This window comes from Caulobacter sp. X (assembly GCF_002742635.1).
Lineage (GTDB): Bacteria > Pseudomonadota > Alphaproteobacteria > Caulobacterales > Caulobacteraceae > Caulobacter.
This window is the reverse complement of the sequence record NZ_PEGF01000002.1, coordinates 1,608,279-1,628,834: the sequence shown is the minus strand read 5'-3', so window position 1 is coordinate 1,628,834 and position 20,556 is coordinate 1,608,279. Positions and strand designations below refer to the sequence as shown.

Below are 20,556 nucleotides of genomic sequence, written 5' to 3'. Positions count from 1 at the left end.
AGACCCGCCCGCGAAGGCGGAACGGCCGCGCACGCCCCCATAGCGCGGCCTGGTGGGGGGCCAAGCGGCGCTGCGTATTAGCGCCGCTTGGTCTGACGCCGCGCGAACGGATCCTGCTCGGCCTCGTCTTCCGAGAAGCCGAACTTGCGGAAACCTTCCTTCATCTCGGGGCTCAGCGGCGCCTCGATGTGCAGCATGCCGGCCGAGGGGTGCGGCAGCAGGATCGAGCGGGCGTGCAGCTGCAGCTTCAGCCCTTCCGACAGCGGCGCGGACTTCTCGTCGCCATACTTGGGATCGCCCAGGATCGGGTGGCCCATCGCCTTCATGTGGGCGCGCAGCTGGTGGGTGCGGCCCGTGTGCGGGCGAAGGGCCATCCAGGTGACGCGCGGACCGGCGCGGCTGATGGTGACAAATTCGGTCTCGGCCGGCTGGGCGTCCGGATCCTTGGGCTGGGCGGGCACGACGAGTTCACGGTCGCCGACGCCCCGCTTGGCCAGGTGCAGCTCCATCACGCCCTCGGTCGGGTGAGGATTGCCCGCGACGATCGCCCAGTAGGTCTTCTGCGCCTTGCGCTTGGCGAAGGCGCCCGACAGGCGCGCGGCGGCGCTGGGCGTCTTGCCCAGCAGCAGCACGCCCGAGGTGTCTCGGTCCAGGCGGTGGACCAGGCGCGGGCGATCGACGCCCTCACCCCAGGCGCTGAGCAGCTTGTCGATGTGCTTGGTGGTCTTGGTGCCGCCCTGTACGGCCAGGCCCGCGGGCTTGTTGAGGGCCAGGACCTCTTCGTCCTCGTACAGCACCAGCGACTTGGCGTAGGCGACGTCGCGGGCCGACAGCTTGTTCTTGTCGGCCGGATCGGGCGCGTCGGGCAGCGGCGGCACGCGGATCTGGCTGCCCGCCGCCAGCTTGGTGTCGGCCTTGGCGCGCGAGCCGTCGACCCGGACCTGGCCCGAACGGAACAGCTTGTTGAGCTGGATGTGGTTCAGGTGCGGCCAGCGCCGCTTGAACCAGCGATCCAGGCGCACGCCCTCCTCGCCGGCGTCGACGTAAAGGGTGCGGACTTCCTTGGGGGTGCTCATGCGAAGATCCTGCGGGCGATCAGAAGGCCCGCGAACAGGGCCGCCACGGACAGAAGCACGCTGGCGGCGGAATAGGAAAAGGCCTGCAGATAGGCGCGCTTCTGGATCATCAGCGCGGTCTCCAGGGAAAACGACGAGAAGGTGGTGAAGCCGCCCATGACGCCGACGCCGAGCAGCACCCGCCAGGGCTCGCTCGATACGGTCCCGCGATGGGCCAGCCAGGAGGCCAGACAGCCCATCAGGAAACCGCCCACGACATTGACGGTGAAGGTTCCATACGGCCAGCCCGGGCCGAAGGTTCGTAAAGCGCCCACCCCGACAAGATATCGCGCAACCGAGCCGACGGCCCCGCCGGCGGCCACGAGAAGCAGTTTGTTCATGAAAGTCTTATGCTCCGAGCCGCCCGCAACGCCAAGCTCTCAAGATAGTTCCCTTGATTTTACGCGATTTCTTTCAAGGTAAACAACTTTGGAAACCCTATTCGGTCACCACTCGTTAAACGCGCGGACGGCATTTTGTCGCGGTATTTGTAAAGCGCAGAGCCATGTCCCGCCCACAGCAATCCACCGACGCGACCGAACGCGTGGCCCTTCCGGGGCCGGTGCTTCAGCGCCTCGCCGGCACGGATCTGGTCGCGCGCGGCTCGGTCAATGTCATCAGCGTCAAGACCATCCGCATGTGGGCGGGCGACTGGTGGTCGCAAAAGCGCGCCGATGTCTGGACCTATGTCGAGCGCAAGCTGGCCGAACACCTGGACCGCAACGACCTGCGCGCCCGGATTTCGGAAAGCGAGTTCCTGATCGCCACCAATAACGAGCACGGCCTGGCCGCGCAGGCGACCAGCGTGCGCATCCTCGAGGACGTGCTGACCCACCTGCTGGGCGCGGCCGATCCGGCCGACCTGGGCATCCGTTCCGTGGTCAGTGTCGAAGCCGGCCAAGCCGTCTGCAAGCGCATAGATCCGACGGTGATCCTGGCGGCCCGCGCGCGCCGCGACTCCGAGCGTTCTCCCGTTCGCATCGCGGTCGATCCGGCCGACGAAGCCCGTCGCACCCCGGTGGCCTTCACTACCGCCGCCGGTGCCGCGCTGCGCGTGGACTTCACGCTCGAGCACGTGGTCAATCTGCGCCGTAACATCACCACCGCCGTGCGCATCGAGCCGATGGTCACGCACCTGGCTAGCGGACGCCAGGCCTCGGCCCGCGCCCTGACCAAGCTGTCGGATCGCGATGTGGCCTTCATCGACGAGTCGACCCTCAAGTACGCGGCGGTCTTCGCCCGTTCGGCGCAAGGCCCCCATACGCCCGAGCTGATCCTGCCGGCCTCGTTCCGCACGCTGGGCACCCAGCGCGGCCGCGACCTGCTCACAGGCACCGCCGGTCTCTCGCTGGGCCTTCTGCGCGGCGGGATCATGATCGAACTGGTTGACGTCACCCGCGGCACGCCCGCCGGCCGCCTGCTGGAGGTCGTCGGCCTGCTGCGCGCCCTGACCCACGGCGTCATCGCTCGCGTGCCGCCGGATCGCGAAGCCTTGCGCGTGCTGCGCGACGCGCGCCTGGCGGGTCTGGCGCTGGACGCCTCGGACCTGACCGGCGAAGCCGGCAAGATCGCCATGGACATCATGGCCTTCGGTCGCGACGCGCGCGGCCTGGCGGCCACGACTATCCTGCAAGGTCTGCCGGCCGAGGGTTATTTCGCGGCGGCCGAGACCGCGGGCCTCAGCCACGCCTCGCTGCGCGCGACCTACCCCTTGGGCAAGCAGGCGGCGGCCTAAACCCGCCCGCGTCCGTACCCAATCGTCTTCACGATTTCCCGCGCGTCATAGGCGTCGCGGTCGCGCGGCGTCGGGCCCTTCCCGAACACCACCTCGATCGACTGGGCGTAGGATGGTCCCGGCCCGAGGTTGAAACTCGTCCCCAGACCCAGGCCAAAGCTCGTGCGGCGGCCGAAGCTGGCCGAACCGCCGCCGACCGACATCCGGGGTCCGCGGTCGTATCCGGAAGCCGAGGTCGATCGAGACGCGATCCGGAACCAGTCGTAGCCATCGCGTAGCGCCAGCTCGGCGGCGCGCAGCAGGGCATAGTCGGCGATCTGGGCTTCCTTCGCGCCCGGCCCACCCTGGAAGGTGACGCGATAGCGGCCCGCCTCCAGCCGATATTCCGAATAGCCGATGTCGTTCGGCGCGCCGGCCTGGGCGCGATAGACCGTGGGCGCGCTGGCGCAGGCGGTGAGCAACAGGCCTGACAGGACGGCGGCGACGAGGGGTTTGACAATCTTCATGGCGGGCCTCTTCAGACCTGTTCAACGGCGTCCGACGCCGGCTGTTCCGGGATCGGCAGGTCCAACGCTTCAAGCATCGCGATGAAATCCGACGGAAGCGGGGCCGTGATCTTGCGCTCGGCGCCCAGGGGATGCGGGAAGGTCAGCCTGGACGCGTGCAGCATCAGGCGCGGGACGGCCACGCCGCCCAGCATCAGCGCTCCGCCGTAGCGGCTGTCACCCGCGAGCGGCCGGCCGATCGAGGCCATGTGGACACGCAACTGGTGCATGCGGCCGGTGTCCGGCGAAAGCTCGACCAAGGCGGCGGTCGCATTGGACGCCAGCGTACGATAGCGGCTGCGGGCGGTCTCGGCCTCTGGATGGTCGGGCGCGCAGACCCGCATATAGGCCTCGCGGCCGATCGATTCGCGACGCAGCGGGCTGTCGATCATGCCGCCCTTGGGCTCCGGCGCGCCGGGCGCGACGATGGCCAGGTAGCTCTTGCGAAAGCGCTTGGCCATCATGGCCTCGCCCAGGAAGGCCGCGCCCGGCTTGGTCTTGGCCGTCAGGATCACGCCCGAGGTGTCGCGGTCCAGACGGTGGATCAGCCGAGGCCGGGCCTTGCCCGGCTTGGCGAACGCCCAAAGCAGATCGTCCAGCGTGTGCGCCTTGATCCGGCCGCCCTGGCTGGACAGGCCCGCCGGCTTGTCCAGCACGATGATCGCCTCGTCCTCGTACAGCACCCAGGATTGCGCCGCCGCGATCTCGTCAGGCGTCAGGTTGATCGGACAATCGACGGCCTTGGGCTTGGCGACGCCGGGAGGACGGCGAAACTTGGGATTGCTCATTTGCCGTCCTTACGCACCTTGCCCCAGGCTTCCAAGCGCTCGCGCACCTTGGCCTCGGCGCCGACCGGCTTGGGCTCATAGAAGCGCCGGCGCTCCATGCCGTCCGGGAAGTAGTTCTGGCCCGAGACGCCGCCCTCGACGTCGTGGTCGTAGGCGTAGCCGTCGCCATAGCCGAGCGACTTCATCAGCTTGGTCGGCGCGTTGAGGATGTGCGACGGCGGCATCAGGCTGCCGGTCTCCTTGGCCGCGCGGCGGGCGGCCTTGTAGGCGGTGTAGACGGCGTTCGACTTGGGCGCGCTGGCCATGTGGACCACGGCCTGGGCCAGGGCCAGCTCGCCCTCCGGCGATCCCAGGAAGTCGTAGGCGTCCTTGGCCGCCGTCGTCAGCAGCAGGGACAGCGGATCGGCCGCGCCGATGTCCTCGGACGCCATCCGCACCAGGCGGCGGGCGATGAACAGCGGGTCCTCGCCGCCCTCCAGCATCCGCGCCAGCCAGTAGAGGGCCGCGTCGGGATCGCTGCCGCGCACCGACTTATGCAGGGCCGAGATGAGGTTGTAGTGCTCCTCGCGGTCCTTGTCGTAGGCCGGGCGGCGCTTCTGCAGGAACTGGCCCAGTTGGGTCGGGTTCAGCGGGCTGTCGGTTCCGATCGAGAACAGGGTCTCGGCCAGGGTCAGCAGATAGCGACCGTCGCCATCCGCCATGGCGACCAGGGCCGAACGCGCTTCGGCGTCGACCGGCAGCGGGCGGTTCTCGGCGGCTTCGGCGCGCTGGAGAAGCTGCTCCAGCGAGTCCTCGTTCAGGCGCTTGAGCACGAACACCTGGCAGCGCGACAGCAAGGCGCTGTTCAGCTCGAACGAGGGGTTCTCGGTCGTGGCGCCGACCAGGGTGACGATCCCCTCCTCCACGAACGGCAGAAAGCCGTCCTGCTGGGCGCGGTTGAAGCGGTGGATCTCGTCGACGAACAGCAGGGTGCTCTGGCCGGCCATGCGCCGGGCTCGGGCCTGCTCGAAGGCCTTCTTCAGGTCGGCGACGCCCGAAAACACCGCCGAAATCTGCTGGAACTCATAGCCGCCGGCCTTGGCCAGCAGGCGGGCGATGGTGGTCTTGCCCGTGCCCGGCGGTCCCCACAGGATCATCGAGGCCAGGCGATGCGCCGCCGCCATACGACCGATGGGCCCCTCGGGGCCCAGCAGATGCTGCTGGCCCACAACCTCGTCGAGGCTCTGGGGTCGCAGACGGTCGGCCAGCGGGGCCGGAGCGTGGGGCGTCAGGCCGGCGGCCTGGAAGAGATCGGACATACGACTCTTCTAGCAGGCGGCCGGCCCCGAACCCAAACCTAGAACCGCGCCTGGATCAGTTGACCGCCGCGTTCGATGGTGACGTTCCAGCCCGCCGCGCGCCCGGCAATAGCCGAGGCGAGGTCGGCGACGGTGTTGATCTGCCGGCCGTTGACGCTGCGGACGAAGTCGCCGGGGCGCATCCAGTTGCCGGCGTAGCCGGGGCCGATCTTGCTGACCAGCGCGCCGCGCCCCGCGAACGGATCGACGCCGAGGTCCTGAGCCACCGCTGGCGAGAGGTTCAGCACCGTCGCACCGTTGAACGGGTTGTTGCCCGACAGGGTGCGCTCGTCGCGCGGCGGCGTCTCGGGGGCGGCGTCGGCGCGGACCGTGATGGTCTGCTCGCGATCGCCGCGGCGGATCTGCATCGGCACGCGGTCGCCCAGCTTGTGGGTGCCGATGGCGAAGGCGCCGCCGCCCTCGTCGTTCACGGCTTGGCCGTCGATCGAGAGGATCACGTCGCCTTCCTTCAAGCCGGCGCGATCGGCCGAGGAGCCAGGATAGACCTGCGCCACCAGCACGCCGCGCGGCGCGGTCATGCCCAGGCTCTTGGCGATCTCGCCGTTGACGGCCTGGCCCTTCACGCCCAGCCAGGGCCGCACGATGCTGTGGCCGCCACCTAGCGCGGCGCCCACCACCTGGCGAACGACTCGCGCGGGAATCGCGAAGCCGACGCCGCTGGACGAGCCGGAGCGCGAGATGATGAAGGTGTTGATGCCGACGAGGTCGCCGTCCATGTCGACCAGCGGACCGCCGGAATTACCCGGGTTGATGGCCGCGTCGGTCTGTATGTAGCTGCCGAAGTCGGCCGCGCCGACATCCGTCCGCGCCAGGGCCGAAACGATGCCGTTGGTCACGGTCTGGCCGACGCCGAACGGATTGCCCATGGCCAGGACGAGATCGCCGACCTCCAGCTGCTCCTGGTCGTCGATCGCCATCACCGGCAACTTCTCGCCCTTGGTGTCGATCTTCAGCACGGCGAGGTCGGCGCGCGGGTCGTCCAGCAGGACCACGGCCGGAAACTCGCGACGGTCGGCCAGTTGGACGGTGATGTCGCTCATCCCGTCGATGTTGTGATGGTTGGTGATGATCACGCCGTCAGAGCGCACGATCGCGCCCGAGCCCAGCGAGCCCTGCACCTGAGAGCCGCCCTGCCCGCCGCCCATGAAGAAGTCCCAGAACGGATCGACGCGGCGTTGCACCACCCGGCGGCTGGCGACATTGACCACGGCCGGCGCGGCCTTCTTCACCACCGGCGAGAACGACTGTTTCATCGACGCCGCATCCGCCGGCACGCGGCGCGTCGGCTGAGGCATGTCGGGAATGGCCTGGGCGTTCGACTGCCCCGCCGGATTCGAACAGGCGGTCAGCAGGACCAGGGCGGGCAGCAGGGCGCGAAGGTTGCGCATGGTCTTCAAGGACGGCTCCTTACGGTTCCTCGCGAACTCACCGAAGGTTTCTGGCGAGTCTAAGGCGGCGAAAGGTCAAGGTTTCGGCGTTGGCTTAAGGTCTCAGGCGGCTTGTGGTTCCAGCGTCGGCGCCGGCTTGGCCTTGGCCCAGGCCAGCAGGGTCGCCATCAGCATCAGGCTCGCGGCGATCAGCACGGGCAAGCCCGGCATATGCAGGGTCGCGTCGTGGCGCACGGCGAAGGCGAACGGCAGCAGGAACAGCGAGGGGCCGATCATCGAGGCGATCCCCATCAGGGCCGCGTTCGCGCCCTGCAACTGGCCCTGCTCGTTCGGCGCGACGCGGCGGGTCATCAGGCCCTGCAGCCCCGGCTGAATCAGGCCCGAGAACGCGAAGATCGGCAGGCCGCACAGATAGACCAGCCCCGTCGGCGCCAGGGCGTAGATGGTGAAGCCGGCGAAGCCCGAGAACAGGCCGACCAGCAGCGCGCCCCGCTCGCCCAGCTTGCGGACCGCCGGGCCCACGACCAGGCCCTGGATGATGATGCTGGAGATCCCGCTGGCCATCAGCGTCAGGCCGACCGTGTCGGGACCCCAGTTGTAGCGGAAGCCCATGTAGAGCACGAAGACGCTGGGCAGAACGTTGTGGGCCAACTGGAACAGGAAGCCGACGCCGGCCAGTCCCAGCAGTCCCGGATGGCGGCGCAGCAGCTGCAGCGAGCCCAGCGGATTGGCCTTCTTCCAGTCGAAGCGCGGCTGACGGCGCTCGGGCGGCAGCGATTCCGGCAACACGAAGAAGCCGTAGAGCCAGTTGCACAGCGCCAGGGCCGCGCACACCAGGAACGGCGCGCGATGGTCGACATTCCACAGCCAGCCGCCCAGGGCCGGACCAAAGGTGAAGCCGATCCCGAACGCCGCGCCCATCAGGCCAAAGCCCTTGGCGCGGTTTTCGGGCGTGGTGACGTCGGCGACATAGGCGCCGGCGGTCGCGAAGCTGGCCGCCGTCATGCCGTTGAAGATCCGTCCGACGAATAGCCACCAGAGGTTCGGCGCGAAGGCCATGAACAGGAAGTCGACGCCAAGACCGAAGATCGAGGTCAGGATGACCGGTCGACGCCCGAAGCGATCCGACATCAGGCCCAGGATCGGCGAGCAGAAGAACTGCATCACCCCCCAGGTAGTGGCGAACAGCACGTTCCAGTCGGCCGCCGCGGCCGTGTCGCCGCCGCCGAACGCCTTCACCAGATTGGGCAGAACGGGGATCATCACCCCCAAGGACAGGACGTCCATGATCGCGGTGACGAAGATGAAGCCCAGCGCCGCCTGGCGCTTGCCCCCCGTGATCTGCGTGTTGGTCATGCCTCGCCCTCCCCGGCGGCTCCTAGTTGGCGGCTGTTCGCCCTTGTCGCAAGGCCCGTCAGCAGCGCGCGCCACCATTCGCCATGCCTGTGCAGGAACACCGCATCGGGAAAACCATGTCGCGCCGCATTCTCGGCGGGGATGGCGTCCCAGCCGCGATGCTCGACCGTGACGCGGGTTCCCGCCTCGACAGGCTCGAAGCGCACCTCGACCTCGGTCTCCACGCCGGGCGCGAAGCTGGCCTGACGCCAGCCGAACACCAGACGCGCGCCGCGCTCCCAGACCCGCACGGCGCCAACCTCGAACGTCTTACCCGACGCCAGACGCTCGACCAGCCGCCCCTCCTCGAAAGCCATGACGCCCGGCGAGCGCGGCGTGAACGAGAACAGCGGATTGGGCCGCCACCACAGCGCGATGTCGTCGACGAAGGCGTCGAACACCGCCTCGGGCGAAGCCTCGATCCGAAGGGCGACCAGGATCCGCGAACTCACCGCGCCGCGCCCTCGATGTGGGCCCTAAGTCCCGACAGTTGATCGGCCCAAAGGTCCTCGGCGGCGTCCAGCCAGGCCTTCAGCTGGGCCATGGGTTCAGGCCGCAGGCTGTAGACCCTGACCCGCGCGTCGAACTCGGGATGGCTCTCCTCGACGAGGCCCGACTGGCGCAGAGCGCGCAGATGCCGGCTCATGGCCGGCGGCGAAAGGCCCAGGCTCTCGGCCAGCTCGCCCGCCCGGCGCGGCCTTTCCCGCAAAAGATCGACCGCTCGCCGACGATGCGGATCGGCCAAAGCCGCCAGGGTTCGGTCCAGCGCCTCGCTCAAGTTTGACCGTCCAGCAGCGCTCTCGGCGCGACGTTGCGCCAGGCGTCCAGCAGGGCGCCGCGCGCCGTCGTCTCGTCGCAGGCGGAAAGGCGCAGGCGGGTCGCTCCGCCTTTCCCCCAGCCGCCTGGGACGGGGACGAAGATCTCGGGCTCGGCCGCCACGCGCATCTCCTGTTGATCAGGCGTCAGCTTGACCATGGCCCAATCCGCATCGGGATTGCCCAGAGTGGCGAAGATCTTCCCACACCGGAAGTCGACCGTGCCCATGTGCGCGCTTTCGATCGCTCGGGGCAGGCCCAGCGCCAGACGGCGGAAGTCCTCGAGCGTGATCATGTCGACGGCGCGCTGATCTTGTGGCCGCTCCGCGCCTCCATCTCGGCGAAAGACACCGTTTCGACGGCCGCGCCGACGGTCCAGATGTGCCCCTCGAGGTCGTAGCAGCGGTAAGTGCGGTCGCCGTAGAACTGGTTTTCCGGCTCGGCGAAGATTTGAGCCCCGGCCGCGCGGGCCCGAGCGCAATGGGCGTCGACGTCACCGACGATCTGGATATGAACGGTCTGGGTGGTCTTGCCGCCAACCATGCCAGGACTGGCGATCCGGTCGCTCCAAGGCGAGCCGATCATGACCGTCGACTCGCCATAGGTCATCTCGCAGTGGGCCAGGCGGCCCTGATCGTCCTCGACTAGCAGCGCCACCTCGAAACCGAACGCGCGCTCCAGCCACGCGACGGCGGCCTTGGGGTCGTCATAGGCGATCGCGGAAGTCAAACCAGGACGCCGCATGGCCGAGCTCCTTCAAAAAAGGAGCAATATTTAACGCATATCGAAATTAATTCAGCAAGCCCCCGCTTGAGCGCGCGTCCAGCGGGGGACTGAACGCGCGCCGCCGCAGGGCGTCAGGCCGGTTCGAGTTCCTTGGCCTCGGCGCTCAGGTGCTTGACGTAGTCGTCCTCGCTGGTGAACGGGATTTCCTTCACGTCGACCAGCAGCCGCTTGTTGGAGCCGACGATGAGGATCTTGGGCAGGTACATGCCATTGAAGGAGCCAGAGACAGTATAGCTCCTCTGCCCTTTGCCGATCGGGCCCGTCCAGCCCATGACATCGATCGCCAGACCCCCGACGAAGTGGGGATCACGCACCAGCGTGATGCCGGTGGTGAAGTTCGGCGCATTGCCCTTCACGGTGACACGAAAGAACCCCGGCGTCCGCAGGCCCGTCCACACATAGGTGGCCTCGGCGGTGTCGAAAGGTTCGGGACCATAGAAACCCATAACGTTCTCCCTAAGCTGGTTGAACCGCTTCCCAGGGCGGGAAGCGCGGGCGTCGCCGATGGTCAGTGGCGCCTGATCCTCTATACACCCAGCGCTTCGTCAATGCAGTTATTGGTTGCATTTGTGGACCACAATCGCGCTTTACGAGAATTTCCACTTCGCTAGCGCAGGGCTTGCCGAAGAACGGCCAGCGAACCGTCGCCCCGTTCCGGCGTCACGCCCGTGATCCTCGCCAGCAGCGAATAAACGTCGACATTGTCGAACACGGGCAGGACGACGCCCCGCCGGAACGAGGGACCGTGGGCGACGAAGACCGCTCGCATCAGCGGGTCGTATGGATCGAAGCCATGAGCGCCGCCGTCCTTGCCGTCCCACTTGCTGGGCTTGGCCTTGGCCGCGCGGGTCGTCGTGTACCATCCGCGCTCCGACAGGCAGATGATGGCTGGCACGCGCGGGTTGTGGCCGTAGTGGAACCGGGCGGGGATCTTTCCCTTCTTCCAGCAGGTCATGTGCGGCGGACGCTGGCCCAGGAACGCGCGCTCGACCGCGGCCTCATGGCCCTTCTCCGGCGAGAAGCTGGTCATCGCGCCCCGGGTCACCAGGTGGATCTTGGAAAGGTCGATCAGGTCGTCCAGGACGACGCGATTGGCGGCGGGCAAGGGCGCCATCCCGTGATCGGCGACGATGATGATGTCGGTCGCCTCGAACCGCCCCCTCGCCTTCAGGCCATCCACCAGACGCCCGATCGACCGGTCGACCTCAGCCAAGGCCGCGCGCAGTTCCGGCGAGTCCGGACCGTAATGATGCCCCTCGGTGTCGGCGGCGTCGAAATACAGCGTGGTGAAGGCCAGGGGCGGTCCGTCGGCGCTGTCCATCCAGGACAGCACCTGATCCACGCGAACATCATACGGCAGCTTCTCGTCGTACTTCATCCAGTGCGTCGGTCGCGCGCCATCGATCTCGGTCTCGGAGCCCGGCCAGAACATGGCGGCCGCCGGCTTGCCCTGCTGGACCGCCGACACCCAGAAGGGCTTGGCCTGGCTCCACCAGCGCGGGTCATTGGCGGTCGGCCCGTTCATCGTGAACTTCGGCCCGCCGATGACGGCGTCCTCCATCTCGTTGGCGACCACGCCATGCCGGTCGGGACGCTTGCCCGTGACCAGGGTGTAGTGGTTCGGATAGGTCTGGCTGGGAAACGACGGCCGCATGGCCGCGCGCGCGCCCTCATCGGCCAAGGCCCTGATGGTCGGGGTGACGCCGCGATCCAGGTAGTCCGCCCGAAAGCCGTCCAGCGAAATCAGGATGGTCAGGTGCGGCGCCTTCTCCCGCGCTTCCGCGCCGCCCGTCAGGGCCAGGGCGGCGGCGAAAGCGATGAAAAGAAGACGGCGAAGGCCCATGACGGAAGCTCGACAAGACGGCGGTTTCAGGCCTGATCCGTCATGGATGTTGCCTCCGTATGACGACCACCATTCGCGCGAGCCATGACCGCGACTTAACTTGGCGGCGCCCCGTCGGCTGGCCATAGTCCCCTCGCCGGGCCGAGTCGTTCGGCGTCCGGGATTCGTCGCATGTCGATCGCCCTCGAGGCCGACCGCCTCACCAAGACCTACGGGGCGGTGCGCGCCCTCGACGAGTTCTCCATCGCCATTCCCGCCGGCGGCGTGTTCGGGGTCCTGGGCCCGAATGGCGCGGGCAAGAGCACCCTGTTCCGGATCGCGCTGGGCCTGGTGCGTCCGACTAGCGGCGCGGCCCGGCTGTTCGGCGCCGCGCCCGGCGACATCACCGCCCTGCGCAAGGTCGGGGCGATGATCGAGACGCCGCGCTATCCGCCCTATCTGACCGCGCGCGACACCCTGACCATGCTGGCGCTGGAGAGCGGCAAGAAGGACGCCGACATTGGCGGCTGGCTGGAGCGGGTCAGCCTGACCCACGCCGCCGACCGCGCCACCAGCGGCTTCTCGGTCGGCATGAAACAGCGCCTGGGCCTAGCCGCCGCCTTCCTGACCAAGCCCGAGCTCGTGATCCTGGACGAGCCGACCAGCGGCATGGACCCGGCCGGCATCCAGGAGATCCGCGCCCTGATCGTCGATCTGGCCAAGCGCGAGGGCGTCACGGTCATCCTGGCTAGCCACCAGCTGGACGAGGTCAAGCGCGTCTGCGACCGCGTCGCCATCCTCTCGCGCGGCAAGGTCGTGGCCGAAGGGGGCGTCGCCGAACTGACCGCCGGCGAGGCCCGTCTGCGCCTGACGCTGGCCTCCCCCCTCGCCCCGGCGCTGTCGGTGCTGGGCGACCGCGGCGAGGCCGACGGCGCGGACGCCGTACTGGCCGACATCCCCCGCGCCGAAGCCCCCGCCGTGATCCGCGCCCTGGTCGAGGCCGGCGTCGACATCGTCGAGGCGCGCTGGCGCGAGGTCGATCTCGAAGGGGTCTATCTGAAATCGCTGGGCCAGACGCCCACGGCCGCCACCTCGGAAGGAGCCGCCTGATGCTCGCCGACGCCATCGCCGCCGAACGCTTCCGCCTGCTGCGCGACCGTTCGACCCTGTTCTGGGGTTTCTGCTTCGCCCCGCTGATCGGCTTCCTGCTCAGCGTCGGCGGAGACCTCTTCCTACGGTTTGTGATCAAGAAGCCGATGCCCGGCCTGGCGGTCGGGTTGATCGATCAGGTGATCAAGACCCTGTCGAACGGCGCCTCGACCTTTGGCGCGCTGTTCCTGATGATCGGGGCGGCGGCGGTGCTGGCCGGCGACTATCGCTGGGAGACCTGGCGGCTGCTGACCCCGCGCAACACCCGCCAGAACCTGCTGCTGGCCAAGCTGATCGTGGTCGGCGAGGCGGTGTTCTGGAGCCTGCTTCTATCGGCGGTCCTATCAGCCCTCGCCGCGCTGGTCGGCTCGGCGATCAACGGCAAGACGGTGGCGCTCTCGCTGCTGGACCGCAACCCGTTCGACATCGTCGGCGTGCTGGCCATCACCTGGCTGGAGGCCATGGTCCTGGCCGCCCTCGCCGCCTGCGTCGGGGTGCTATCGCGTTCGACGATGGGCGTGGTCATCGCGTGCCTGGGCGTGCGCTTCGTGCAGACGATCCTGTCCGGCGCGCTGCGGGCGATGGAGCAAGGCCCGCCGAGCTGGAAGCTGTTGTCCCTGCCAGTCTTCGACGCCGACCTGCTCCGCGCGGCGCTGCTGGCGCCGGATCAACTCGGCGACGCCGGCGGCTCGGCGGGCGTGGCGCTGGCGGCGCTGGTCGCCTGGACGGCGGCGCTCGCGGCGGTGGCGGTATGGCTGTTCCGGCGGCAGGATTTGACGAAGGAATAGGGACGCGAGAGGAAACCCAGCAGCTTGGGGACTTGACCGGCCAAATTACACACGTAACCTCACCTTGAAACGGAGGGAGACGTCGTGGTCGAAGTGCTCGCAACCGTGTTCGCGAACGCGGCGGCGCCTCAGAAGAGCCTGCTTGTCGTTCTAATAGCCGCCATGCTCGCGGCTCCTCTCCTCGCGGCCTTGGCTTACTCCGGCCTACCGATCCTGCGACGCTTGCTTTCCGAGCTGCGGCTTACCGCGCCGCTTGTCGGGTTGCTGATGGCCGGCATGGACAGCTTCCACATGGCGCGCACGATCCTAAAGCTCCCCATCGAGGTGACCGCCCGGCAGCTCGCACCTGGCCTGCTTGAAGTCTCCACCTTCGTGGTCATGGGCGCCGCCGTCGGGCTAATCGCACAAGCAAGCCTCGTCGCGCTCGAAGTTGGCGAACGGCGCATCGGCTGACGCCAACGAAAAAGGCCCCGGATCACTCCGGGGCCTTCGCGTTCAGCCTAGGCTGAAAATCTTAGTCTTCGGCTTCGTTCGTGTAGACCGGACCCGAGTCCTTGCCCTTTTCCGAGACGTCGCGGTCGACGAACTCGATGACAGCCAGCGGGGCGTTGTCGCCGTAGCGGAAGCCGGCCTTAAGGACGCGGATGTAGCCGCCCTGACGGTCCTTGTAGCGCGGGCCGAGGACCGCGAAGAGCTTGCCGACTTGTTCGACGTCGCGGACGGTCGAGATGGCCTGACGGCGAGCGTGCAGGTCGCCGCGCTTGGCCAGGGTGACCAGCTTTTCGACGATTGGACGCAGTTCCTTGGCCTTCGGCAGGGTGGTGACGATCTGCTCGTGCTTGATCAGCGAGGCCGACATGTTGGCGAACATGGCGGTGCGGTGAGCCGAGGTGCGGCCCAGTTTGCGGTGGGCGTAGCCGTGACGCATTTTCTTCTCTCCTGGGCGCTTGGCCCGAGCGGCGTCCTGACGAGGAGCGCCTGATTGTCACCAATCCTGGTCTTTCCCGACCGGGTCAGAGCGAAGCGCCGGGGCCCTCCACCGCGATTGCGGCTTCAAAAGGCCCAGGCCGCCCTCCGAAAAAGGCGGCCCGGATTAGCGCGTTAGGCTTTGAAGGTTCTTAGATTTGGTCTTCGAACTTCTTGGCCAGGTCTTCGATGTTCTCCGGCGGCCAGTTCGGCACGTCCATGCCGAGGTGCAGACCCATGCCGGCGAGAACTTCCTTGATCTCGTTCAGCGACTTGCGGCCGAAGTTCGGGGTGCGGAGCATCTCGGCTTCGGTCTTCTGGATCAGGTCGCCGATGTAGACGATGTTGTCGTTCTTCAGGCAGTTGGCCGAACGGACCGACAGTTCCAGCTCGTCCACCTTCTTCAGCAGGGCCGGGTTGAACGGCAGTTCCGGCTTGGACTCGTCGGCCGACTTGGCCTTCGGTTCCTCGAAGGTGATGAAGATCTGCAGTTGGTCCTGCAGGATCCGGGCGGCGTAGGCCACGGCGTCCACCGGGGTGACGGCGCCGTTGGTTTCCACTTCCAGGATCAGCTTGTCGTAGTCCAGCGACTGGCCTTGACGGGTCGGCTCGACGCGATAGGCGACGCGCTTGACCGGCGAGTACAGGGCGTCGACGGCGATCAGGCCGATCGGCGCGTCTTCCGGACGGTTACGGTCGGCCGGGACATAGCCCTTGCCGGTGTTGACCGTGAACTCCATCCGCACCGAGGCGCCGTCGTCCAGCGTGCAGAGCACGTGGTCGGGGTTCAGGATCTCGATGTCGGCCGGGGTTTCGATTTGGCCGGCGGTGACCGGACCGGGGCCCGTGGCGCGCAGGGTCATGCGCTTGGGGCCTTCGGCGTGCATGCGCACGGCCAGTTGCTTAATGTTCAGAACGATGTCGACGACGTCTTCACGAACGCCTTCGAGCGAGGAGAATTCGTGCACCACGCCATCGATCTGGATGGCGGTGACGGCGGCGCCTTGCAGCGACGAGAGAAGAACGCGACGCAGGGCGTTGCCGAGCGTCACACCGAAACCACGCTCCAGCGGCTCGGCGACGATGCGAGCCTTGCGGCTGGCGTCGGCCCCGGTTTCGATCTGCGGCTTCTCAGGACGGATCAGCTCGTTCCAGTTTCTTTCGATCACGTGGTCGGTCCCTTGAACGCGGCTCGCCGGCCGCGTTTTGCGCAGCCGGCGAAGGAAGATTGTGGTCTAAAAAGTACTAGACGCGACGACGCTTGGGCGGACGGCAGCCGTTGTGCGGGATCGGCGTGACGTCGCGGATGGTCGTGATGGTCATGCCCGCGGCCTGGAGGGCGCGCAGGGCCGATTCACGGCCGGAGCCCGGGCCCGAGACGTTGACTTCCAGGGTCTTCACGCCGTGTTCCGCAGCCTTCTTGCCCGCGTCTTCGGCGGCCATCTGAGCGGCGTACGGGGTCGACTTGCGCGAGCCCTTGAAGCCCATCATGCCGGCCGAGGACCACGAGATCGTGTTGCCCTGAGCGTCGGTGATGGTGATCATGGTGTTGTTGAACGAGGCGTTCACGTGCGCCACGCCCGAGGTGATGTTCTTACGTTCGCGACGTTTAACGCGACCCGGTTCCTTGGCCATCGTCAGGCTACCTTACTTCTTCTTGCCGGCGATCGGCTTGGCCGGACCCTTGCGGGTGCGGGCGTTCGTGTGAGTGCGCTGACCGCGGACCGGCAGGCCCTTACGGTGACGCAGGCCGCGATAGCAGGCCAGGTCCATCAGGCGCTTGATGTTCATCGAGTTCTCGCGACGCAGGTCGCCCTCGACGGTGTAGTCACGGTCGATCGTCTCGCGGATCGCGAGGACTTCGGCGTCGGTCAGTTGATTGACGCGACGCGCATCCTCGATGCCCACCTTCGTGATGATGTCACGAGCGGACTTTTGGCCGATGCCGTGAATGTACTGAAGCGCGATCAGCACGCGCTTGTTCGTCGGGATGTTGACGCCTGCGATACGGGCCACGTCTAATGTTCTCCTAGTCACGCACTAAAGACGCGAACGGCGCGCCCGGCTTGATCAGGAGACCAAGACCGGCGCGCACGGATCGCGCCCTTTCGCGGAAGCGCCCCGTTATAGGGATCGTTTCGCTTCCGTCAACAACTGAATCCACCGGACATCCAATGAATTCGGGCTTTGTTAGGCTGCTCCCGAGAGAGCGGCGTCGATGGACGTGGCCACGGCTTCGACCGAACCCATCCCATCCAGTTCCTTCAGCTTCCCCTGCCCTTGGTAATACGGCAGCAGCGGCGCGGTCTGGGCGTTGTAGGCGGCCAGGCGAGTCACGAAGACTTCCGGATTGTCGTCGGGCCGTCCCTGCTCTTCGAACCGTTTCTTGATCCGATCGATCAGGGCCGGCTCGTCTACCTTGAGTCGGAGAACCACGTCGATCTTCTGACCGCGCGCCGAAAGTATTTTATCCAGGGCCTCGGCCTGGGCGACCGTGCGCGGGAACCCGTCGAAGATCGCGCCGCCGGCCGCCTCGGCCTCGGGCAGGCGATCCTCGATCAGAGCGATGACGATCTCGTCGGTGACCAGCTCGCCGCGATCCAGCACGCCCTTGACGCGTTGGCCGAGCTCCGAGCCCGAGGCGATGGCGGCGCGCAGCATGTCGCCGGTCGAGAGCTGGACCATGCCGCGCTCGCTGACCAGGCGCTTGGCCTGAGTGCCCTTCCCCGCCGCCGGCGGACCGAACAGGATCAAATTCATAGAAGCCCCTTCGCGCGTCACCGGGTCTGCGCCCGGTTGTCTCCCGGAGCAGACCTAGAGCCCCGGCGATAAAAACGGAAGCCGGTTTTGTGACAAACCGGCTTCCGACGCTTGTAATAAAATTGAAGCCCCGCTTAGCGGCCGCGACCGCCGCGCAGCTTCGACTTCTTGATGAGGCCCTCGTACTGGTGGGCCAAGAGGTGCGACTGGATCTGGGCGACGGTGTCCATGGTCACCGTCACGACGATCAGGATCGAAGTGCCGCCCAGGGCGAACTGGTTCGACTTGATCGCCATCATCACCAGCTCCGGCGCGACGCAGACGGCGGTGATGTAGGCCGCGCCGATCACGGTCAGGCGGGTCAGCACGTAGTCCAGGTACTCGGCGGTGCGCTTGCCCGGACGAATGCCCGGCAGGAAGCCGCCGTACTTGCGCAGATTCTCGGCCGTCTCCTCGGGGTTGAACACGACCGAGGTGTAGAAGAACGAGAAGAAGATGATCAGCAGGGCGTAGAAGATCAGGAACGCCGGATGGCCGTGCTGCAGCGCGCCCACCACGCCCGGCAGCCACGAGGCCCAGGCCGGCAGGTTGGTGGTCTGCACGAACTGCATGGCCGTGGTCGGCAGCAGCAGCAGGCTCGAGGCGAAGATCGGCGGGATGACGCCCGCGGTGTTGATCTTCAGCGGCATGAACGAGCTTTCGCCGCCGATCATGCGGTTGCCTTGCTGGCGCTTGGGATAGTGGACCAGCAAGCGGCGCTGCGAGCGCTCCATGAAGACGATGGCCAGGATGGCGGCGACGCAGCCGATCACGATCAGGAACAGCGGGGTGTAGTTGCCCGAGGTCTGGCCCTGGACCAGCATCTGGCCCAGCACGACCGGCAGGCGCGCCACGATCCCCGCGAAGATGATCAAGCTGACGCCGTTGCCGACGCCGCGGCTGGTGATCTGCTCGCCCAGCCACATCAGGAACAGGGTGCCGCCGGTCAGGGCCACGACGGTCGAGACGACGAAGAACGCATGGCCCACGCCCTCGACGACGACGCCAGGCTGGGCCGCCAGGCCCATGGCGATCGAGGCCGACTGCACGACGGCCAGAACCACGGCCAGGTAGCGGGTGTACTGGTTGAGGGTCTTGCGCCCGGCCTCCCCGCCTTCCTTCTTCAGCTTCTCCCACGGCGGATAGACCGTGCCCATCAGCTGCACGATGATCGAGGCGCTGATGTAGGGCATCACGTTCAGCGAGAAGATCGCCATCCGCGAGACAGCGCCGCCCGAGAACATGTTGAACATGCCCAGGATGCCTTCGGAGTTGCTGTTGAACAGCCGGGCGAAGGCGTTGACGTCGATCCCGGGGATCGGAACGTAAGAGCCGAGGCGATAGACGACCAGGGCGATGATCGTGAACCAGATGCGCTTGTGAAGTTCGGTCGCCTTCTGGAACGACGCGAAATTCATATTGGCTGCGAGTTGTTCGGCGGCCGAGGCCATTCAGATCCCCACGACTCAGGAGCGCGATAGCCGAAAGCCAATACCGCTTCGGCGGCGATCGCGCTCTGAAATTAGGTTTCCCGGATCAGGCTGATCCGAGGAGAGCGCCACAAATAGGTGAGGCTCGCCGCGATGTCACGGCGAGCCTCTAAATTCTGTCATCCCGGTCGAAACGAAGTCCCGCAGCGCCAGGCGCTCAGCGGGATGACATATGCCTTTTAGGCTTCGGCTTCCGCCTTGGCCTTCTTGGTCACGGTGACCGAACCACCGGCGGCCTCGACGGCCTTGATGGCGGCTTCGGTGGCCGAGTAGACGGTCAGCTTCAGGGCGGTCTTGATCTCGCCCTTGCCCAGCAGCTTCACGCCGTCGAGTTCGCGACGGATGACGCCGGCGGCGACCAGTTCAGCAGCGCCCAGCTCGGCGCCCTTCTTGATCTTGCCAGCGGCGACGGCCTGTTCCAGGCGCCACAGGTTCACTTCAGCGAACTCCAGGCGGAACGGGTTGTTGAAGCCGCGCTTCGGCATACGCATGTGCAGCGGCATTTGACCGCCTTCGAAGCCGTTGATCGAGACGCCGGTACGCGACTTCTGACCCTTCACACCGCGGCCGCTGGTCTTGCCCTTGCCCGAACCCGGGCCGCGGCCGACGCGCATGCGGCCCTTGGTCGAGCCTTCGCGGGGAGCCAGTTCGTTCAGCTTGGTCATATGTGCCTCTCCTTGGAGATCTGCGCCCGGACGAGGTCCGGACTCGGCTGTTGAATTTCGAGCGCGCTTAAAACCCTAAAACGAGCAGGATTTCAAACGAAAACCACCCCGGCTTTCACCGGGGTGGCGTATTTCGCGTCTTGTAGAGGACTACTCGACGATTTCCAGCAGGTGCTGGACCTTGCGGATCATGCCGCGGACCGACGGGGTGTCTTCCAGCGTGGACACGCGGCCCAGCTTGTTCAGACCCAGACCGGCGAGCGTGGCGCGCTGGTCCTTTTCACGACGGATCGGGCTGCCGGTTTGGCGCACCGTGACTTTCTTAGCTTCAGCCATGACTTAGCCCTCGATGGCTTCCGGCGCCGAAGCGCCGTCGGCGCGACGGCCGAGGATGTCGCCAACCTTCTTACCGCGCTTGGCGGCGATCTGGCGGGGCGACGATTGCACCTTCAGGGCTTCGAACGTGGCGCGCACCATGTTGTACGGGTTCGAGGAACCCGTCGACTTGGCCACGACGTCCTGGACGCCCAGGGTTTCGAGAACCGCGCGCATCGGACCGCCGGCGATGACGCCGGTGCCGGGAGGCGCCGCGCGCATCATCACCTTGCCAGCGCCCCAACGGCCAGCGCCGTCGTGGTGCAGGGTGCGGGATTCGCGCAGCGGAACGCGGATCATCGTCTTCTTGGCTTCTTCGGTCGCCTTACGGATGGCTTCCGGCACTTCACGCGCCTTGCCATGACCGAAGCCGACGCGGCCCTTTTGGTCGCCAACGACCATCAGAGCGGCGAAGCTGAAGCGACGACCACCCTTCACGGTGGCGGCGACGCGGTTGATGTGGACGAGCTTTTCGACGATGTCGCTGTCGACCCGCTCTTCGGGGGCGTTGCGGTCGCGACGGTCCCGGCGTTGACCGCCTTCACCGCGCTGTTGTTCACCACGAGCCATTTTCGTT

26 protein-coding genes are annotated in these 20,556 nt (G+C 67.0%); 4 read left to right on the top strand and 22 right to left on the bottom strand.

Translation table 11 applies throughout. From position 1 onward, the window contains the following. Positions 1 to 77 precede the first annotated feature (77 nt). Together CSW60_RS20150 and crcB are read right to left on the bottom strand one after the other, a co-directional pair. A complete protein-coding gene (locus CSW60_RS20150; protein WP_099538922.1) occupies positions 78 to 1,076 on the bottom strand; it encodes an RluA family pseudouridine synthase in 999 nt (332 codons plus the stop codon). Continuing rightward, positions 1,073 to 1,456, bottom strand: a complete 384-nt coding sequence (gene crcB, locus CSW60_RS20145) for a fluoride efflux transporter CrcB (RefSeq protein WP_099538921.1) — start codon at positions 1,454 to 1,456, stop codon at positions 1,073 to 1,075. The genes CSW60_RS20150 and crcB overlap by 4 nt, the downstream gene beginning before the upstream one ends. Positions 1,457 to 1,620: 164 nt before the next feature. Here crcB and CSW60_RS20140 point away from each other — a divergent pair, with 164 nt between their 5' ends. After that, the gene (locus CSW60_RS20140; RefSeq protein WP_099538920.1) at positions 1,621 to 2,850 is read left to right on the top strand and encodes a hypothetical protein; all 1,230 of its coding nucleotides are present in this window, start codon (positions 1,621 to 1,623) and stop codon (positions 2,848 to 2,850) included. Here the strand turns inward: CSW60_RS20140 and CSW60_RS20135 are convergent. The 11 genes from CSW60_RS20135 to CSW60_RS20085 all read right to left on the bottom strand — a co-directional run bounded on the left by CSW60_RS20135 (position 2,847) and on the right by CSW60_RS20085 (position 11,768). Next, a complete protein-coding gene (locus tag CSW60_RS20135; RefSeq protein WP_099538919.1) occupies positions 2,847 to 3,356 on the bottom strand; it encodes a hypothetical protein in 510 nt (169 codons plus the stop codon). The genes CSW60_RS20140 and CSW60_RS20135 overlap by 4 nt on opposite strands. Positions 3,357 to 3,367: 11 nt before the next feature. Then, on the bottom strand, positions 3,368 to 4,183 hold the full coding sequence (locus CSW60_RS20130; protein ID WP_099538918.1) for an RluA family pseudouridine synthase: 816 nt from the start codon (positions 4,181 to 4,183) through the stop codon (positions 3,368 to 3,370). Then, on the bottom strand, positions 4,180 to 5,481 hold the full coding sequence (locus CSW60_RS20125; protein ID WP_099538917.1) for a replication-associated recombination protein A: 1,302 nt from the start codon (positions 5,479 to 5,481) through the stop codon (positions 4,180 to 4,182). The genes CSW60_RS20130 and CSW60_RS20125 overlap by 4 nt, the downstream gene beginning before the upstream one ends. 38 nt (positions 5,482 to 5,519) lie before the next feature. After that, entirely contained in the window at positions 5,520 to 6,938 is a 1,419-nt protein-coding gene (locus CSW60_RS20120; protein ID WP_099538916.1) for a Do family serine endopeptidase, read from the bottom strand. A 93-nt stretch (positions 6,939 to 7,031) separates the two neighbouring features. Beyond that, positions 7,032 to 8,285 (bottom strand): TCR/Tet family MFS transporter, encoded by a 1,254-nt coding sequence (locus CSW60_RS20115; RefSeq protein ID WP_099538915.1) that lies wholly within the window; start codon positions 8,283 to 8,285, stop codon positions 7,032 to 7,034. Continuing rightward, positions 8,282 to 8,776, bottom strand: a complete 495-nt coding sequence (locus tag CSW60_RS20110; protein WP_099538914.1) for an SRPBCC domain-containing protein — start codon at positions 8,774 to 8,776, stop codon at positions 8,282 to 8,284. The genes CSW60_RS20115 and CSW60_RS20110 overlap by 4 nt, the downstream gene beginning before the upstream one ends. Next, positions 8,773 to 9,102, bottom strand: a complete 330-nt coding sequence (locus CSW60_RS20105; protein ID WP_099538913.1) for a helix-turn-helix transcriptional regulator — start codon at positions 9,100 to 9,102, stop codon at positions 8,773 to 8,775. The genes CSW60_RS20110 and CSW60_RS20105 overlap by 4 nt, the downstream gene beginning before the upstream one ends. After that, entirely contained in the window at positions 9,099 to 9,434 is a 336-nt protein-coding gene (locus CSW60_RS20100) for an MmcQ/YjbR family DNA-binding protein (RefSeq protein ID WP_099538912.1), read from the bottom strand. Before CSW60_RS20100 ends, CSW60_RS20105 begins: the two co-directional genes overlap by 4 nt. After that, a complete protein-coding gene (locus CSW60_RS20095) occupies positions 9,431 to 9,883 on the bottom strand; it encodes a VOC family protein (protein WP_099538911.1) in 453 nt (150 codons plus the stop codon). The genes CSW60_RS20100 and CSW60_RS20095 overlap by 4 nt, the downstream gene beginning before the upstream one ends. A gap of 113 nt (positions 9,884 to 9,996) precedes the next feature. Continuing rightward, positions 9,997 to 10,371: a hypothetical protein gene (locus CSW60_RS20090; RefSeq protein ID WP_099538910.1), complete on the bottom strand. Its 375-nt coding sequence runs from the start codon at positions 10,369 to 10,371 to the stop codon at positions 9,997 to 9,999. Positions 10,372 to 10,532: 161 nt separating this feature from the next. Then, on the bottom strand, positions 10,533 to 11,768 hold the full coding sequence (locus tag CSW60_RS20085) for an ectonucleotide pyrophosphatase/phosphodiesterase (RefSeq protein ID WP_099538909.1): 1,236 nt from the start codon (positions 11,766 to 11,768) through the stop codon (positions 10,533 to 10,535). A 171-nt stretch (positions 11,769 to 11,939) separates the two neighbouring features. On the opposite strand from CSW60_RS20085, the gene CSW60_RS20080 reads away from it, so the two are divergent. The 3 genes from CSW60_RS20080 to CSW60_RS20070 all read left to right on the top strand — a co-directional run bounded on the left by CSW60_RS20080 (position 11,940) and on the right by CSW60_RS20070 (position 14,137). Further along, positions 11,940 to 12,857: an ABC transporter ATP-binding protein gene (locus tag CSW60_RS20080; protein WP_099538908.1), complete on the top strand. Its 918-nt coding sequence runs from the start codon at positions 11,940 to 11,942 to the stop codon at positions 12,855 to 12,857. After that, positions 12,857 to 13,684, top strand: coding sequence for an ABC transporter permease subunit (locus CSW60_RS20075; protein WP_099538907.1), 828 nt, complete (start codon positions 12,857 to 12,859; stop codon positions 13,682 to 13,684). The genes CSW60_RS20080 and CSW60_RS20075 overlap by 1 nt, the downstream gene beginning before the upstream one ends. An 84-nt stretch (positions 13,685 to 13,768) precedes the next feature. Continuing rightward, entirely contained in the window at positions 13,769 to 14,137 is a 369-nt protein-coding gene (locus CSW60_RS20070; protein ID WP_099538906.1) for a hypothetical protein, read from the top strand. Positions 14,138 to 14,198: 61 nt separating this feature from the next. On the opposite strand, the gene rplQ is transcribed toward CSW60_RS20070, so the two are convergent. The 9 genes from rplQ to rpsE form a co-directional block, all read right to left on the bottom strand. After that, positions 14,199 to 14,612 carry a 50S ribosomal protein L17 gene (gene rplQ, locus CSW60_RS20065; RefSeq protein WP_099538905.1) on the bottom strand — a complete coding sequence of 138 codons (414 nt, stop codon included), beginning with the start codon at positions 14,610 to 14,612 and terminating at the stop codon, positions 14,199 to 14,201. A gap of 190 nt (positions 14,613 to 14,802) precedes the next feature. Further along, a complete protein-coding gene (locus CSW60_RS20060; RefSeq protein WP_013078664.1) occupies positions 14,803 to 15,819 on the bottom strand; it encodes a DNA-directed RNA polymerase subunit alpha in 1,017 nt (338 codons plus the stop codon). A gap of 76 nt (positions 15,820 to 15,895) precedes the next feature. Continuing rightward, positions 15,896 to 16,285, bottom strand: coding sequence for a 30S ribosomal protein S11 (rpsK, locus tag CSW60_RS20055; protein WP_013078663.1), 390 nt, complete (start codon positions 16,283 to 16,285; stop codon positions 15,896 to 15,898). Between the two features lie 12 nt (positions 16,286 to 16,297). Beyond that, positions 16,298 to 16,666, bottom strand: a complete 369-nt coding sequence (gene rpsM / locus CSW60_RS20050) for a 30S ribosomal protein S13 (protein ID WP_066684382.1) — start codon at positions 16,664 to 16,666, stop codon at positions 16,298 to 16,300. A 174-nt stretch (positions 16,667 to 16,840) separates the two neighbouring features. Further along, positions 16,841 to 17,410 (bottom strand): adenylate kinase, encoded by a 570-nt coding sequence (locus CSW60_RS20045; protein ID WP_099538904.1) that lies wholly within the window; start codon positions 17,408 to 17,410, stop codon positions 16,841 to 16,843. Between the two features lie 134 nt (positions 17,411 to 17,544). Then, positions 17,545 to 18,900: a preprotein translocase subunit SecY gene (gene secY / locus CSW60_RS20040; RefSeq protein WP_099538903.1), complete on the bottom strand. Its 1,356-nt coding sequence runs from the start codon at positions 18,898 to 18,900 to the stop codon at positions 17,545 to 17,547. Positions 18,901 to 19,118: 218 nt separating this feature from the next. After that, the gene (rplO, locus tag CSW60_RS20035; protein ID WP_099538902.1) at positions 19,119 to 19,604 is read right to left on the bottom strand and encodes a 50S ribosomal protein L15; all 486 of its coding nucleotides are present in this window, start codon (positions 19,602 to 19,604) and stop codon (positions 19,119 to 19,121) included. 150 nt (positions 19,605 to 19,754) lie between these two features. Then, complete coding sequence (gene rpmD, locus CSW60_RS20030) at positions 19,755 to 19,940, bottom strand: 50S ribosomal protein L30 (protein WP_099538901.1); 186 nt, start codon at positions 19,938 to 19,940, stop codon at positions 19,755 to 19,757. Between the two features lie 3 nt (positions 19,941 to 19,943). Further along, on the bottom strand, positions 19,944 to 20,549 hold the full coding sequence (gene rpsE, locus CSW60_RS20025; RefSeq protein ID WP_010919144.1) for a 30S ribosomal protein S5: 606 nt from the start codon (positions 20,547 to 20,549) through the stop codon (positions 19,944 to 19,946). Between the last annotated feature and the right edge of the window lie 7 nt (positions 20,550 to 20,556).

Excerpts from the sequence above, each read along its gene's own strand:
- rplQ (WP_099538905.1), bottom strand. The coding sequence starts at position 14,612 with ATGCGTCACGGCTACGCCCACCGCAAACTGGGCCGCACCTCGGCTCAC.
- rplO (WP_099538902.1), bottom strand. The coding sequence starts at position 19,604 with ATGACCAAGCTGAACGAACTGGCTCCCCGCGAAGGCTCGACCAAGGGC.
- CSW60_RS20100 (WP_099538912.1), bottom strand. The coding sequence starts at position 9,434 with ATGATCACGCTCGAGGACTTCCGCCGTCTGGCGCTGGGCCTGCCCCGA.
- secY (WP_099538903.1), bottom strand. The coding sequence starts at position 18,900 with ATGGCCTCGGCCGCCGAACAACTCGCAGCCAATATGAATTTCGCGTCG.
- crcB (WP_099538921.1), bottom strand. The coding sequence starts at position 1,456 with ATGAACAAACTGCTTCTCGTGGCCGCCGGCGGGGCCGTCGGCTCGGTT.
- CSW60_RS20085 (WP_099538909.1), bottom strand. The coding sequence starts at position 11,768 with ATGGGCCTTCGCCGTCTTCTTTTCATCGCTTTCGCCGCCGCCCTGGCC.
- CSW60_RS20045 (WP_099538904.1), bottom strand. The coding sequence starts at position 17,410 with ATGAATTTGATCCTGTTCGGTCCGCCGGCGGCGGGGAAGGGCACTCAG.
- CSW60_RS20095 (WP_099538911.1), bottom strand. The coding sequence starts at position 9,883 with ATGCGGCGTCCTGGTTTGACTTCCGCGATCGCCTATGACGACCCCAAG.
- rpsK (WP_013078663.1), bottom strand. The coding sequence starts at position 16,285 with ATGGCCAAGGAACCGGGTCGCGTTAAACGTCGCGAACGTAAGAACATC.
- CSW60_RS20135 (WP_099538919.1), bottom strand. The coding sequence starts at position 3,356 with ATGAAGATTGTCAAACCCCTCGTCGCCGCCGTCCTGTCAGGCCTGTTG.
- rpsE (WP_010919144.1), bottom strand. The coding sequence starts at position 20,549 with ATGGCTCGTGGTGAACAACAGCGCGGTGAAGGCGGTCAACGCCGGGAC.
- CSW60_RS20075 (WP_099538907.1), top strand. The coding sequence starts at position 12,857 with ATGCTCGCCGACGCCATCGCCGCCGAACGCTTCCGCCTGCTGCGCGAC.
- CSW60_RS20080 (WP_099538908.1), top strand. The coding sequence starts at position 11,940 with ATGTCGATCGCCCTCGAGGCCGACCGCCTCACCAAGACCTACGGGGCG.
- rpmD (WP_099538901.1), bottom strand. The coding sequence starts at position 19,940 with ATGGCTGAAGCTAAGAAAGTCACGGTGCGCCAAACCGGCAGCCCGATC.
- CSW60_RS20150 (WP_099538922.1), bottom strand. The coding sequence starts at position 1,076 with ATGAGCACCCCCAAGGAAGTCCGCACCCTTTACGTCGACGCCGGCGAG.
- CSW60_RS20130 (WP_099538918.1), bottom strand. The coding sequence starts at position 4,183 with ATGAGCAATCCCAAGTTTCGCCGTCCTCCCGGCGTCGCCAAGCCCAAG.
- CSW60_RS20125 (WP_099538917.1), bottom strand. The coding sequence starts at position 5,481 with ATGTCCGATCTCTTCCAGGCCGCCGGCCTGACGCCCCACGCTCCGGCC.
- CSW60_RS20115 (WP_099538915.1), bottom strand. The coding sequence starts at position 8,285 with ATGACCAACACGCAGATCACGGGGGGCAAGCGCCAGGCGGCGCTGGGC.
- CSW60_RS20140 (WP_099538920.1), top strand. The coding sequence starts at position 1,621 with ATGTCCCGCCCACAGCAATCCACCGACGCGACCGAACGCGTGGCCCTT.
- CSW60_RS20090 (WP_099538910.1), bottom strand. The coding sequence starts at position 10,371 with ATGGGTTTCTATGGTCCCGAACCTTTCGACACCGCCGAGGCCACCTAT.